Below are 15384 nucleotides of genomic sequence, written 5' to 3' on the forward strand. Positions count from 1 at the left end.
TCAAATAAGTTTAGTGGGGTGCATGCTTATAGCTGCATTTAATGCCAATCGAAGGGGGGGACGTTGTTTTATCTAAATGATTTGTTTCAGGATTTATTTGCCAAAAACAGTCTGTGCAGGAAATTTATTGCATCTTCTCCTGATGTTATTGTCATCACAAATGAGGAAGGAGTCGTATTGGCCGGCAATTCCCGTGCAGCTGAAATGTTCGGTTATGTAGACGAAAGTACAATTCCTTTAAGTGTTAATGATAATTATAAATATCCCGAAGACAGGGAACGGTTGATGAACCTGCTTTCCTCTGGCGAAGTAGTCAAGGATTTCGAAGCTGAAGTCTTGGATCGGGACGGCAATTCTATTTTTACCAGCATCAGTGTTTCCGCGATGGATGTGGGAGGGATGCGGGTCCTTGTTGCGATAGTCAGGGATATTTCGGAGCGTAAGAAAACCCAGTTGAATGAGATTCGGTTTGAAACTCTTGCCACGTTATCCGGTATGGCTGACGCGGATTATAACCAGATATATGATTTTGCTTTGGAAGCAGCAGTAAGAATTACCAGAAGTGAGATCGGATATATTTATTTTGTAAACGAAGATGAATCAGAACTCAGGCTCTATGCGTGGTCTCGAAAAGTTATGCCCCAATGTTCTGTAGAATTAATCCCTGATATCTATCATGTGAAAGATGTCGGGATCTGGGGAGAGGCTATCAGGCAAAGACGCCCCATGATTCTCAATGACTATGCTGCGTGTGGAGCAAAGAAAGGGCTTCCCAAAGGGCATGTGCCAATCAAGAGGCATATGAATGTTCCTCTTTTGGATGACGGGAAAATCGTGCTTCTTGTCGGTGTCGGAAATAAGGAAGATGAATATGATGACGAGGATGTGCGTCAGTTGAGCCTGATGATGGATGGTATGTGGAATATTGTCCGTCGTAAACAGGCTGATGAGGCTTTGCGGCAGGCGTACGCAGAAATGGAAGGCAAAGTTGAGGAACGTACCAAGGAGTTACGGCGTGCTCTCGGCGAGTTAAAACTGGTTAATTCGGAAATGGCAAATGAAGTGGAGCAACGCAGGTTGGCTGAGCGAAGGTTACGTCAATTCGAGAGGCTTGTTGAACTTAGCCCGGATATGGTTTCCCTGCTCGATTCAGATTATCGGTATGTGATGGTTAATGATTCATATGTGCGGTTATTTGATAAACCAAAAGAATTTTTTATTGGTCGCCTCGTATATGAAGTTACCGGAAGAGAAGTTTTTGATAATTGTTCCAAGAGTTTAATTGATAAGGCATTTGCGGGTCAGACAACAGGATTTGAGTCATGGATCGATCTGCCTCTGCTTGGCAAGCGTTTTTTCTCAGTAACCTATCATCCTGTTGACTCAGCGGTTGGTGACGATAGGCTGGTCAGTATCACTGCCCACGATATTACCGAGCAACGAGAAATGCTTGAAGAAGTTAAACGTTTGGCTAGCACTGATTATCTTACCGGTGCACACAACAGGCGTCATTTTATGAGCCGGGCGGAAACCGAGCTGGATCGGCTGACTCGTTATGGCGGAGAGTTGTATCTCATGATGCTGGATATCGACCACTTCAAGAATATTAACGATACCTACGGTCACAGTGTAGGGGACGTGGTTCTTAAGGAGATGGTCAAATGCTGTATAGACACCTTGAGAACTTCAGACGTCTTTGGAAGACTTGGTGGTGAAGAATTTGCAGCTTTATTGGTTCACGGCAGTATAGATTCGGCCATTCAGGTGGCAGAAAGATTGCGTGAGGCAATTGAAGATATGGAAGTCCGTATAGGTAGGCATGTTGTGAAGCTTACGGTGAGCATAGGGCTGACTATGGTCTGTGCAGACGAAGACATAGAGATCGCTCTTAAACATGCCGATAAATGTTTGTATCAAGCTAAGGAGCAGGGCAGGAACCGGGTCGTTTCTTACTGCAAGAAAGAAAATTAAAGGGCCGGTGCGTTTTTACGCACCGGCCTTATTTTTATGCTGATTTCATATTGTCGATAATGGATTTGAGTTGGTGTGCCTGAGCTGCGAGGTCGGAAACAGCTTCCGCCGACTGGCGCATGGCACTGTTTGTCTCGGTTGATATATTATTGATCTCATCTACAGCGCGGTTGATTTGCTCTGAAGTGGCGGACTGCTCTTCACATGCCGCGGCGATTCCCTGAATTTGTTCGGAAACCGCATCGGTAAGTGAAAGGATTTCAGTGAGTGAATTCCCGGCATCTTCTGCCATATCTGAAACTGTTCCGATTTCTTTAACTGTGGATGCACACTGGTTGATACTTTCTTTCGTGCCGCGCTGGATTTCTGAGATAGCCGCCTCAACTTCATTGGTAGCTGTCATGGTTTTTTCAGCAAGTTTGCGGACTTCGTCAGCAACAACTGCGAATCCTCGTCCTGCTTCACCCGCACGGGCAGCTTCAATTGCAGCGTTGAGGGCCAGCAGGTTGGTCTGGTCGGCAATATCCGAGATTACATCGATAATCTGACCGATTTTACCCGCACTGCCACCAAGTTCTTCCATTTCCTTTTCAAGAGCTTCGGAATAATTCTGAACAACACCGATTCCTTCAACCATTTCCTTGACGACGTTTGCACCGTTGGTAGCGGTTGTACTGGCATCACCGGCAGTTGTTGAAGCTTCTCCTGAGTTGCGGGCGACTTCAAGAACAGAAGCATTCATCTGTTCCATGGCTGTGGCTGTCTCCGCTGTTCTCTGGCTTTGCATGTCTGAACCGGTAGCGGATTGTTCAATCTGGGCTGAAAGTTCTTCGGAAGCTGTTGATATGATGGCAACGACGTCTTCAAGTTCCCGTGCAGCCTGATGCATACCGTCGCGTCGGGCATTTTCAGCCTCTTTACGCGCTTCTTCAGCCTCGAGCATGGCCTGTTGTGCTTTTTCCGTTTCTTCTGCTGCGTGTCGGGTCTGTTCCTGTGCTTCGCTGATCTTTTCTTTTAAAGTAACGACCATTGCATTCAGGTCATTAGCCAGTATACCGACTTCATCGCGGGTTTTGATTTCGAGAACGTGGTCAAGTTCACCTGCAGCAACACGGGTAGCATATTTAGTGGCTTCAATTATGGGACGGGCCATTGTTCTGGCGTAAAGCCACGCTGCAAGCATAATGATGGGCAGGATTACGGCGATGACCAGCAGGGAAGATATTTTTACATTATTCTGGGCTTTGATCATGGTTTGGATCGGCATTCCGATAAACCACATGCCGATATTTTTGCCGTTGACTGATTTGATTGGCCAGTAAGCTGTCTGGTAGTCAATGCCAAGGATATTGTTTCGGGCAAGGAAAGTTTGACCACGGTCAATTACGGTAGCTGTAACTTCTGGGTTGGTCATTTTGGTGCCTACCGCCCGACGACCATTTTTTATGATAGTTGTCATTTCCCGGGTGTCACCATTGAATACGGTGACCTCGAGGTCGGAGAATTTTTTGACATCATCAACAAAGTCTTTGTCAGAGAGAGAGGTCCCAAGGGAGATGGTTCCGATTATCTGACCATTCTCTTTTATGGGTGCTGCCGCCCGTAGTGAAAAAGTGATTTCCTTACCTTTGATTATACCTGATGTGACAGCTCCGCTCATTGCCTTGCTTACTGTCTCCTGTTTTTTAGCACTGTCACCCAGGCTGTTGGCGTGTGCACGCCCAAGCACCATCCCGTTTGCATCAGTCAGGGTCAGGAATTCGGACTCTGTTTCAACCATCAAAGAACGGAGTTTCTTTTGAAGTGCTTCTGAGTCTCCTTGTTTCATGGCGGTAATGAGGTCAATATCCCGGGCCAATAATTCTGCTTTCTCTCGAAATCCTTGGGATAAGCTGTCAATATGGCGGTCGACAACTTTCTTCATAGTGGAAATGTTGCGGATTGATTCATGGGAGAACCCTTCGGCAACGTAGTGGTTAACTGTCAGGAAAATTGATGTGGCGGTCACTAAAGCAATCACCACTGCCATCAACACGATTTTGTTTCGGATTGAAAAAGTCATGACACCCTTTGATTATAAATTGCATTTCTCCCTTCAGCTAAAAGCACTCCCTCCCCAGAGGTGTTTTTAAGCCTTTCTCCAAACTTTATTATGTCTTATAGTGACATAATTATATAAGCTATAAAGAATTGTAGTTGTTTTCTAAGGAGAATCAATTATAAAATCTAAGCATGCTTTGACACTTAATCAGTGGAAAAATGATAATACCAAATTAGGACGCGAGGTACTCAGTTGAGTCTTTAGGGGCTTGCTCTCGTGTATTGTCAGTATAATCCCGTGTGATTTTGCCAACCCTTATCCTATAAGATTTAAACAGTTTTTCTTTTCCTGACTGCTGAGCCTCGCGATGATCAAGGAGATTTCGCCATATTTCTATTGCTTCTTCATTCTCCCAGAACGAGAGACTCAGTACTTTCCCCTCATCTGCAAGGCTCTGAAATCTTTCAATAGAAATAAATCCTTCACGGTTTTCAAGAAAGGATTTTATTTGGGTTGCAATCTCGAGATATTCCTGCTTTCCGGCTTCCTTGGGGTAAACTTCAAATATTACTGCATACATATGTTCATTCCTTATCAAAGTTGACGTTGTTGCTTTGCAAAAGAGCTGATTTAGCACTGCTCCGTATTTTCAGACAAGTAATTTCCAAAATATTTTCCGGGTAGAGTTATGGTCTTGAAATTATGAAATAATGTCATGATAGATTATCTTTTCTATACCGGAAAGTCTTGAAAAAAAGACCCTTCTTTAGAGCTGGTTTACAATGTTAAACTTCTTTTTATCAGTGGTTTAAAGTAGACAGTCTTAATTTTAGGACTCTTATTTTTCAGACATTGTGCAAAAAAGCACAAATCGAATCTAAGATTCAGTTGCAAATAAATTATAATATTTTTTTCACAATATTAGAGTTCTCAGGATAACTTGCAATATTTCAGTATATTGAGTGCCTAAAATAATTATCCAGACATGGATTTATAAAATCGTGGTATAGTATTTGCTTACTTCGCTGAGCTGAATGAATAATCAATTGTCTCCGACACTTGCTGGTCAGGTGGCGGTGGTTTCAGGCAATTGTTTTTTGGCTCTGGTCTAAGGTTAAGGGGGTATTCCCTACTTGACCGAAACGGTATTTTTTGGAAAAGGGTTACTCCGAAATAGATACTGAATGATTGACCAATCACTAATCGTCCTCGCGGTTCTTCTTTCACTGCGTGCCTTTCCCAAAAGGTTACGGAAGGAAGAATCGCGGGGGCGGACGAATCTTTCTTAAAGGCTGTGGGGTGAGGGTTCCATACACTTTTTAAAGATTTACCGGAGGATGAAACTGCAAATTGGTGCATAGGTTTTTGCTTCTAATCGGTAGTTTCCGGCCTTAGTGCCTTAATCTTGAATCTTTCTAAATTAAGGATTGATCCGTTGAAGAACAGATATATCCCAATAACATTAATTGTTGCTGTCTTGTCCGTTGCGGCAATTGCCGGGTTTCTTTTTCCCCCGGCAGTGCAGGAAAACCCGGCCCGTGTTGTGATGGACAACAGTGGCGGCAGGGTGATTTTTACTCATTTTGTTCATGCTGATGAGTATGGCTATGAATGCTCGGACTGCCACCATGACGACATCGGTCAGGAAAGACCGATCGCTTGTGGAAGCTGTCATCCGGTTGCTTTCGATGCCAAGTTCAGGGCTGAACATCAGAAGAATTTTCCCAGCGAAGAAGCATGTTTGCGCTGTCACGATGATGTTCCCGCCGGTCCTCTTGCTGAAGAAGACAAGCCTGATACCGAGAACATTCCCCTGCGCGCAGAAGCTTTTCACGCTCAGTGTATGGACTGTCACGAGAGTGACGGAGGCCCCTACGGTGAAGATTCCTGTTACGATTGCCATGCGAGGTAGGTCTCATGCTTAAAATACATTATTCCCTTGAATCCGATGTCCAGAAGACCATTTCCGACATCACTGCGCCCGCGGAACTTAATATTTCCATGCGCAACAAGATTCTGAAGATCAAAAAAGGCCAGAAGCTCGCAGCTGGTGAACTGCTTGCCGAGCGTCCTTCGAAATACGGTGCTGCTTGCAGTGCGGCGCTTTCCGGGAAGGCTACCAAAGTCAACTACCACCACCTGACCATCAAATCTGACGGCGGTGAAGAAAGTGTTGAACCCATTGATGTAAAGTCCATGGGGCCGGGCAAAGATCTGCTGCGCACTCTTCAGGAACTCGGTCTGAACGTTGCCGTTCTTTCTTCTCATGCGGATAAGCTGGTCATCAACGGCCTTAACCCCGAGCCGGGTATCTCTGTTGCTGAACAGCTTCTCAAAGATGAGAAAGAGACCATTGAAGCGGGCCTGCGCCTTGCTGAGTCTCTGATCACTCCGGTGCATACTACTCTGGCTGTTGCTGCCGGTTCTTCATATGAGCTTGCCGGAACGGAGCGCGTCTTTGTAAAGCCCAAATATCCCAACTCCCTCGACGCTCTTGTGGTTAAGAAAGTCACCGGAAAGGAATTTCCTGATGACACCAAAGTGATCAGCGTCATGGATCTTTACAACCTCGGCAGGGTCTACGAAACCGGTATGCCTATCACCGATACCATCATGACCATCGGTGAAAATAACTACCGGGTGCTTTTCGGAACTCCCGTAGCCCATATCTGCAATGAACTGGATATTGAAGTTAAGTCCGGTGACAAGGTCGTTCTCGACGGTCCTTTCCGCGGTGAAGCTGTTTACAGCCTTGATGAAGGTGTAAAGAAGGGTGATTACGGCTTGTTCGTAATTCCTGCCGGCACTTTTCCTTCAATTGAAGACGCAACCTGCATCAACTGCGGTGAGTGTGTGCTCAGCTGCCCGGCAAGAATCCAGCCGAACATGCTCAGCCGTTACGCCGAGTATGAGATGTTTGAAATGGCTGAAAAGCATCATCTGCACAGCTGTTTTGAATGCGGCCTTTGCTCGTTCAACTGTACGGTTAGACGTCCCATCCTGCAGTATATCCGATTTGCCAAGGATCAGCTTCTGGCAAGCGGGCAGGGTGAGAAGGCTTAGTCGTTGTAGTTGTAGGTGTTGCGCTTCGCGCTAAAATGATTTGATTTCGCTTCCGGTAGCACAATTAATCCCGGGATCATCAGATTCTAAATATTGATTGAATAATCATACAGGGATCATCCGGATTGCGGTTAAACATACAAGTTTCAAGGGTTAAAATATGACTCCTCCAGTAATTAAAGCAATGTCCGACATTGCGGTCAGACTCACGGTTTCGCCTGCGCCTCACTGGCGCAGCAAGCGCACCGTGGAGAAGATGATGCAGTCTCATCTTCTGGCTCTGGTTCCCGCATTGCTCATGGCTTTCAATATGTTCGGTCTGCCCGCTCTCGCAACTGTGGGTATCGCCGGAACCGCTGCCGTTCTTGCCGAGGCTCTTCTTCTCAAGGTGCAGGAACGGGATGTAAATGTAGATAACTACACTGCTCTTTATGAAGGTCTTCTTTTTGCCTTCCTGCTGCCTGCGGGCGCTCCTTGGTGGATGGTAGCCTGCGGCGGCGTACTTACTATCGTTTTGGGCCGCACCGTTTTCGGCGGATTCGGTTCCAACCCCATCTGTGCGCCTCTGGTTGCTTGGGCATTCTGTCGCCTTTCCTGGCCTGCTGCCATGGATATTGACGCGAACCTTGCACATTTCATGATCAACGCGCCTCTGGACCAGCTCAAGTTCTTCGGTCTCGATACTCTTGAGCAGTTCAATTACACCGACCTTTTCCTCGGCAAGCAGCTCGGCGGACTGGGGGCTTCCCAGATTATCGCAGTGCTTGCGGGTGGTATTTTCCTCATCGCTACCGGCTGGGTGCGTGTATTCATTCCTGCGGCATTCCTCGTGGGTGTGACTGTTACCGCTTCCATTTTCTGGATGATTGATCCTGAGGTTTACGCCAACCCGCTTTTCCATCTGTTGACCGGATCAGTAATGTTCGGAGCATTCTTTCTCGCTCCCGATGTTGCTTCCAGCCCGGTGGGCATGATTCCGCAGATTCTTTTCGGACTCATTGCCGGGACCATGGTTGTCATTATCCGGGTTTACGGCATCTATCCTGACGGCGTGCCTTTTGCCATCATGGTGGCAAACCTGCTTACCCCCCTGCTGGACCGCGTACGTCCCAAACCTTTCGGAGGCAAGTAAGTCATGCGCGAAATACTTCACATGCTCGTGGTCCTCTCCATCATCTGCGCCACTTCCGGTGCGGTGCTGGTAAACCTTAAGCAGGCCACTAAAACTCAGATTGAACAGCAGGTTCTTACTTATGTACAGGGCCCTGCATTGCTCTCCGTACTTGAAAATCGTGACAACGATCCCATCAAGGAACGTGTGAAAATAAAAGATGTGACTGTCTTCCCGGCCATGAAGGACGGCAAGCTGGTCGGTATCGCTCTTGAAGCCTTTGCTCCCGGTTATTCCGGTGACATCGGAGTTATGGTCGGATTTGATGTCGACAATGACGAGCTGCTCGGCATCGGCATCACCACCCAGACTGAAACTCCCGGTCTCGGCGACAAGATCATGAAACCGTCCTTTACTGATAAGTTTAAAGGTCACGGACTCGATTCCATGCAGGTCTCAGCCAAGGGCGGCGATATTGATTCCATCGCCGGTGCTACTTACTCCTCTGTGGGTACTGTCGATGCAGTTCGCAAGGCCATTGAGGTTTATCAGTCCATCAAGCCTGAGATCACCAACATCTGGAAGAACTCTTAAGGAGACACCATGAGCCGTTTAGTAAAAGAATTTGCAAAAGGACTCTGGGACGAGCTTCCTCCGTTCAGGGTGCTGCTGGGACTCTGTCCCGTACTGGCTGTTACCTCCTCTGCTGAGAACGGTCTCGGCATGGGAATGGCGGTCATCTTTGTATTGACCATGTCCAACCTGATCATTTCCAGCATCAGGAAAATTATACCTGCGAAAGTACGTATTGCCTGCTTTATCGTTATCACCGCTTCACTTGTTGTTACGGTTGAGCTGCTTATGCAGGCGTATGCATATCCGCTTTATCAGAAGCTGGGTATCTTCGTTCCGCTTATTGTTGTTAACTGTCTGATCCTCGGTCGAGCCGAAGCATTTGCTTCCAAGAACGGTGTGATCCTCTCCATTGCCGACGCTCTTGGCATGGGGATCGGTTTTGCCGCCTCCCTGACTTTTCTCGGTGCCATCCGTGAAGTCATCGGTGCCGGAACAGTGTTCGGTGTCCCGGTTATGTGGGAAAGCTTCAAGCCTGCTGAATTCATGATCATGGCTCCCGGTGCTTTTGTCGGCCTCGGCGTCATCCTCGCGGGCATGAACGCCTTCAACAGGTATCAGAGCCGCAAGAAGGGCGAGACCGTGCCTGATGTAATGAACTCCGGCTGCGCGCACTGCGGTGCCTGCGGCGGCATTCAAGACCTTAAGGATAAATAGGGGAGAGCGTTAAAATGGAATACTTTCTGCTTTTTATCTCCGCCATTTTCATCAACAACATCGTACTGGTTCAGTACCTTGGCGCATGTCCCTTCATGGGAACCTCCAAGTCCTCCGATGTTGCTCTCGGAATGGGTGGAGCGGTAATATTTGTTACTCTGATGGCGACAGCCATTACCTGGCCCCTGCATCAGTATGTGCTCATTCCTCACGGACTTGAGTACCTGCAGACCATTGTCTTTATTCTGGTCATTGCATCACTGGTACAGTTTGTTGAGATGTTCCTCAAAAAGGTCATCCCGCCCCTGTACAAGTCTCTGGGCCTCTTCCTGCCTCTGATCACCACCAACTGTGCAGTACTCGGTGTGGCGATCATGGTTCAGCGTAACGGTTACTCTTTTATCAAGTCCATGGCCTACGGTCTGGCTTCCGGTATCGGTTTCCTCGTCGCGCTGGTCATTATTTCGTCCATTCGTGAACGTCTTGACGTTGCTCCGGTTCCCCATGTTTTCAGAGGCGTGCCTATCGCTCTGATTACCGCCGGAATCATGTCCATGATCTTTTTCGCCTTTAAGGGCATGGTTGCCTAACAGGTTAAGTAAGGAGAATATTTAGTTATGGTTACTTCTTCTATACTGGTCCTATTCCTGCTCGGACTTACTGCCGCAGCTATTCTGGCTGCCGCATCCAAGGTTCTGCATGTTGAGGAAGATCCTCGCATTGCCGAAGTCGAAGGGTGTTTCCCCGGCGCCAACTGCGGTGGTTGCGGTTACCCCGGTTGCGGTGCAGCAGCAGGCGCAATTGTAAAAGGTGAAGCCGCTCCCGAGATCTGCGTTGCAGGTGGTCCTGAGATTGCTGAAAACATTGCCGCTATCATGGGCCTTGAAGCCAGTTTCAAGGAACCCAAGGTTGCTAACAACATCTGCACCGGTGGTTCCCGTGCAAATTTGCTCTTCGATTACGAAGGCGTTGAAGACTGCCGCGCTGAAGCACTGCTTTACGGTGGTGAGAAATCCTGCGGTCTCGGTTGTCTCGGTCTCGGTTCCTGCGTAAAGGTCTGCGGCTTTGATGCCATCCGCCTTAACGAAGACGGCGTGCCTGTTGTTGATATGAACGCTTGTGTTTCCTGCGGTAAGTGCGCAGAAGTCTGCCCAACCGGAGCTATCCGCGTGAGTGGTATGACCATGGACCTGCTCCATCTCAACAAAATCGACGATTGTCTGGCTCCCTGCATGCAGAAATGCCCGGCTCAGATCGATGTTCGTACCTATATCAACCAGATGAAAAACGGCGACATGCGCGGCGCATTGCTGACCATGAAAGAACGCAACCCGCTGCCGCTGGCTGTGGGCCGTCTTTGTCCGGCACCCTGCGAAACCATCTGCCGTCGTAATATCGCTGATGATGGTGTGGCTATCCACACTCTGCACCGTTTCGTAGCTGACTGGGAAATGAACTCCGGTTCCCGTGTAAACCTGAACTGCAACCCGCCGTCCGGCCATAAAGTGGCTATCATCGGTGCAGGTCCTGCAGGTCTTTCCGCAGCTTACTTCCTGCGCCGCATCGGTCACGAGCCTGTGATCTTTGAAAAACGTGAGCAGACCGGTGGTATGATGAAGGGTGTTATCCCTGAATACCGTCTGCCTTCCAAGGTTGTTGACTGGGAAGTTCAGACCATTCTCGACCTCGGCGTTGAAGTTAAGAACGGCGTTGAGTTCGGTAAGGACATCACTTTCGAAACTCTTGAACTTGACGGCTTTGAAGCTGTATTCATCGCAACCGGTGCCTGGAAAGTTCCTGCTCTCAAGCTTGAGAACTCTGACGCTGTAGGCGTTATGGATGCGGTTACTTTCCTTGAGAAAGTCGGCAAGTCCATCACCGACCTCAAAGGCAAGAAGGTTGTTGTTATCGGCGACACCAACACCGCTATGGACGTTGTGCGCAGTGCAGCACGTCTGGACTGCAATGTGACTTCTCTGGTCGGTTGCATCCAGCGTAAGATGTCCGCAAACAAGAATGAAGTTAAACGCGCTACTGAGCTGGGAAGTGAACTTCTCTTCCTGACCAAGCCTACCCGTTTCATTGCTGAAAACGGCAAGGTCAGCGGCGTTGAATATATTGAAGTTCAGTACAAGGACCCCAAGAAGGCCCTTGGCGAACCTCTGCCTGTTGAAGGTACTGAGCAGACCATTGATGCCGATCTGGTTGTCATCGCCACAGACCGTGTGCCCGATATGACCCCGTTCACTGATGCTGAAGGAAATATTCCCTTCAAAATCAACAAGAAAACCGGCGGTATCGATTGTGACAAGACCTCCATGCAGACCAGCATGCCTAACGTTTTCGTAGGTGGTGAGCTGCATACCGGTCGCTCTATCATTATTCAGGCAGTTGCTGACGGACGTATGGCAGCCCGCGGAATCCATCACTTCGTTACCGAAGGTGAGATTCCCGAGCCCAAGAACCCGCAGCTTCGCGTTATTCCGGAATCCATTCTCAAAAATATGGACGTTACCTACACCATCCCGAGAATCAAGGTTCCCGAGATCACAGTTGAAGAGCGTAAGTCCACATTCAAGGAAGAAGTTAAAGGCTCCATCGTTTATGAAGCAGCCCGTAAGGAAGGCAGTCGCTGCCTGCGTTGCGGCCTGACCTGCTACGATGCTGAAGCCGGTGCGGAATACGCACAGGATTCCGACGTGCAGAAGTTCAGCGAACTGGGCAAGGAGTAGGGGACTTAGGTCATGGAAAATGCGGTCAGGCGTTCATTCGTCAAATCATTTGGTGACATCGGCTCCAAGGCAGCGCTCATTGCCCATCCTCTCGGTGCGGCAATGAAACTGGCGGACACCTTGCGGATCGGTGACCGGCGGCACAAGTATACTGCAACCCGATCCCTTATGGGGACGGAAGTAAGCATCGTCGCTTTGCATCTGTCCAAGGATGCGGCTCATCATGCCGCAGAACTGGCTTTTCTCGAAATAGAGCGTCTTTCCGCTATCTTTGACCGTCACCGTTCCGGAACTCCGGTTTCCCATCTTAATGCAACCGGAAAACTGAACGACGTTTCTCCCGAACTCTATGAAGTAATGGGGAAAGCTCAGGCGTACTATCACCTCTCCAGTGGGACATTTGATGCAACCGTACTTCCTGTTTTGGAAATGTTGCAAAAGAATAGAGATCCCAAGGGTCGGTTGATGCTTAGCCAGAGCGATTTTGATGATGCACTGGGACTTGTGGGGGCTAATTCCGTTAATGTTTGCAAAAACGGAATCAGTTTCAGCAAAAGATCCATGTCAGTGACCTTGGATGGTCTCGGCAGGGGCTACATTGTAGACAGGGCTTCGGATATACTGGCAGCGAATGGAGTGGAGAACCATCTGATCATCGCAGGTGGAGATATCCGCGCAGGTGGTGAACGTTCACCGGGACAGCCTTGGATTGTCGCCCTTGAGGACCTTTCCGGCAAGGGAGGGGCTACTGCGGTAATCAGGCTTAAGAATGCTGCGGTATCAACTTCCGGCGGCTGTGAATTCTACTTTGATGCCGAACGAGCCCATTACCACATACCAAACTTCAAAAATGCAATTTCATCGTGTCAGGGTGTCAGTCTTTCGGTTGTGGCCCCCACGGTGATGGAAGCTGATGCTCTTTCCACTGCGGCATTCGTTATGAATCCCAAGGAAGCGATTAGTTTCATCAGCGCGCAGAAACAAAGCGAATGCCTGATCTCCCGTTCATCCGGGGCAAAATTGCATTCCCGTAATTGGGAAGCGAAGGTCGGGATTTAATTCAATATAAAGTCTGTTCCGGATGTCGGGGACTGAAAACCTCCTAAATGAAGGTTCCCGGCACACTGTAGGGACGGTGCGGCGCATATATCAAACTCGTGTATATGAATTTGATATGAAAAAATTAATTTTTCCTCAAAATAAATAGAGCATATTTTGGGATGTGATCCGTTGCTGTTCAGGGCAACAACGCAGTAATCCGGAATACGACGTCCTCATACATGGGATACACCTTGTCCCCCATGAAAGCCAAACGGGCCGGAAGCTCACTCTTCCGGCTCGTTTATTTTTTATAGTCTGAAATAAGTTTCTGGGCTTCTTCTTTGGGCATCGGTCTTCCCAGGTAAAAACCTTGCACGGTGTCGCAGTTCAGTTCTTTTAGGATTTCCAGTTGCTGCTCAGTCTCAACTCCTTCTGCAACAGCTTCCATATTCAACCCGTGAGCCAGTTTGATGATTGATTCCAATAGTTTTGTGCAATCATTTCCGGGCTCGATTCCCATGATGAAAGTGCGGTCAATTTTGACGCTCCGGGCAGGGAAGTTGTTCAGGTATGCCAGTGATGAATATCCAGTTCCGAAGTCGTCGATGGCACAATGAACGCCCATTTTACTAAGAGATTTGAGTCGTGCTGCTGCCAGTTCGGGATCATTAACAAATGCAGATTCAGTCAGTTCCAGATAAAGTGACTGTAAAGGAATATTATATTTTTTGATGGTCTCTTCAATATAGCGTACCATGGATGATTCCGTGATGTGCTTGGCGCTGAGGTTTATGGAAATATGCAGGTTTTCGCAGGCGCCTGAAAGTTCGAGGCATTCAGACCACATAGTGCATGCTTTCTTCATTACTAAGCGATCAAGCTCGACTATCAGCCCAGTCTCTTCTGCTAAGGGGATAAATTCAGCCGGGCTGACCATTCCACGGTCAGGGTGGTGCCAGCGGACAAGTGCCTCAAAACCTGAAAGTTTTATTCCGTCCTGTATTCTGAACTGGGGTTGAAAAACCAGCTTGAACTGGTCTTCCTGCAATGCGGTTCTAAAGCTGTTCTCGAATTTTAAAATATCGTGTGTCTGGTTGAGCATTTTCTTGGTAAAAATGCTCACGACATTGTTACCACGCTGTTTTGAGCGGCGCATGGCAATATTTGCACGGTTTAATATATCATCCGCAGTGACTTTATCCTGACTGTTATATGCATAAATGCCGAAGCTTATATCAAGGCTGAAGTGCAGGCCGTCTATTTCAAAGGGATGCAGTATGTTTTCACGTAACTTGCGTAATTTAAGTATGCTTTTATTGGCTGAGACATTCTTTTCGAGAATGATGAAATCGTCGCCCCCAAGTCTGCAAACAAGGGCTTCCGGGTTAACAGCTTCGATGAGTCTTTCTGCAAATTGAATGAGAATTTGATCACCGATGTGATGGCCGAAGCTGTCGTTTACTTTTTTGAAATTTAGAAGATCGAGAAAAAAGACGCTGAATTGAAGGTCTGATTTTCTACTCTGCACAAGATATGCATTCAATTGGTTGGTAAGCATTCTCCGGTTTGGCAGCTTCGTCATGTAGTCGTGGTATGCCTGACTTTTTAAAGCATTTCGCGACTCCAAAAGTTTTTTGAACATGTTCAGTGTCAGGTAAGCTGTAGCCAGAACAAATAATGAACCGAGAAATAATATCGGGCCGAAAATTGAATTGAAATCAATTTCGTAATGGAAAGTAATGGCAACAATGACGGCAGAATATCCCGCAAGAAAAGAGCTTATAAGTCCAATGAGAACATGGAAGCTCTTCCGCGTTTGCCTGTACAGTGACGGTTCCTGTTTGCGCAGGGAGAGAAGCTGTCTGAAATAAAAAGAAATACCGAATAGAAGTATTGTCAGCCCTGAAAGAATACAGGCGTAAAAGAAAGATGATTCGGGGTCTTTTAATATATGCATGAGTTAATTTAAAATTAGTACATACTTGTGTCAATTAGAGGTTTTATGGCTTGTCTTTGAACTTTAGCAATACAAATTTATAAAGCTACCTTGCTTGTTGTTTATTTTCTACTTTCCGCCATGACTTCCATCAGAAGTCCACTATGTTCTTCGTGCATACTTGCGATTGAATATGGAG

General features: G+C 47.6%; 12 protein-coding genes. 9 read left to right on the forward strand and 3 right to left on the reverse strand.

Annotated features, from left to right (window positions below):
* The first annotated feature begins 81 nt into the window (after positions 1-81).
* On the forward strand, positions 82-1971 hold the full coding sequence (locus ACNI23_RS00005; protein ID WP_420250543.1) for a diguanylate cyclase: 1890 nt from the start codon (positions 82-84) through the stop codon (positions 1969-1971).
* Positions 1972-2005: 34 nt separating this feature from the next.
* Here the strand turns inward: ACNI23_RS00005 and ACNI23_RS00010 are convergent, their stop codons facing one another.
* Positions 2006-4033, reverse strand: a complete 2028-nt coding sequence (locus ACNI23_RS00010) for a methyl-accepting chemotaxis protein (protein WP_420245918.1) — start codon at positions 4031-4033, stop codon at positions 2006-2008.
* 211 nt (positions 4034-4244) lie between these two features.
* Positions 4245-4592: an antibiotic biosynthesis monooxygenase family protein gene (locus ACNI23_RS00015; protein WP_420245920.1), complete on the reverse strand. Its 348-nt coding sequence runs from the start codon at positions 4590-4592 to the stop codon at positions 4245-4247.
* Between the two features lie 855 nt (positions 4593-5447).
* Here ACNI23_RS00015 and ACNI23_RS00020 point away from each other — a divergent pair.
* From ACNI23_RS00020 to ACNI23_RS00055, 8 genes are all read left to right on the forward strand, one after another.
* Positions 5448-5924 (forward strand): cytochrome c3 family protein, encoded by a 477-nt coding sequence (locus tag ACNI23_RS00020; RefSeq protein WP_420245922.1) that lies wholly within the window; start codon positions 5448-5450, stop codon positions 5922-5924.
* 5 nt (positions 5925-5929) lie between these two features.
* Positions 5930-7075: a 4Fe-4S dicluster domain-containing protein gene (locus ACNI23_RS00025; RefSeq protein WP_420245923.1), complete on the forward strand. Its 1146-nt coding sequence runs from the start codon at positions 5930-5932 to the stop codon at positions 7073-7075.
* Positions 7076-7235: 160 nt separating this feature from the next.
* Positions 7236-8207: an RnfABCDGE type electron transport complex subunit D gene (locus ACNI23_RS00030; RefSeq protein ID WP_420245924.1), complete on the forward strand. Its 972-nt coding sequence runs from the start codon at positions 7236-7238 to the stop codon at positions 8205-8207.
* 3 nt (positions 8208-8210) lie between these two features.
* Entirely contained in the window at positions 8211-8780 is a 570-nt protein-coding gene (gene rnfG / locus ACNI23_RS00035; protein ID WP_015850806.1) for an RnfABCDGE type electron transport complex subunit G, read from the forward strand.
* Between the two features lie 9 nt (positions 8781-8789).
* Positions 8790-9476, forward strand: a complete 687-nt coding sequence (gene rsxE / locus ACNI23_RS00040; RefSeq protein ID WP_420245926.1) for an electron transport complex subunit RsxE — start codon at positions 8790-8792, stop codon at positions 9474-9476.
* 14 nt (positions 9477-9490) lie between these two features.
* Entirely contained in the window at positions 9491-10066 is a 576-nt protein-coding gene (locus ACNI23_RS00045; protein ID WP_420245927.1) for an electron transport complex protein RnfA, read from the forward strand.
* 27 nt (positions 10067-10093) lie between these two features.
* Positions 10094-12208: an FAD-dependent oxidoreductase gene (locus ACNI23_RS00050; protein WP_420245928.1), complete on the forward strand. Its 2115-nt coding sequence runs from the start codon at positions 10094-10096 to the stop codon at positions 12206-12208.
* Positions 12209-12220: 12 nt separating this feature from the next.
* A complete protein-coding gene (locus ACNI23_RS00055; protein ID WP_420245930.1) occupies positions 12221-13267 on the forward strand; it encodes an FAD:protein FMN transferase in 1047 nt (348 codons plus the stop codon).
* A gap of 283 nt (positions 13268-13550) precedes the next feature.
* On the opposite strand, the gene ACNI23_RS00060 is transcribed toward ACNI23_RS00055, so the two are convergent.
* Positions 13551-15206, reverse strand: coding sequence for a putative bifunctional diguanylate cyclase/phosphodiesterase (locus ACNI23_RS00060; protein ID WP_420245932.1), 1656 nt, complete (start codon positions 15204-15206; stop codon positions 13551-13553).
* Positions 15207-15384: the final 178 nt, after the last annotated feature.

Origin of the sequence: Maridesulfovibrio pacificus (SeqCode) (assembly GCF_048612815.1) — a bacterium.
GTDB classification, from domain to species: domain Bacteria; phylum Desulfobacterota; class Desulfovibrionia; order Desulfovibrionales; family Desulfovibrionaceae; genus Maridesulfovibrio; species Maridesulfovibrio pacificus.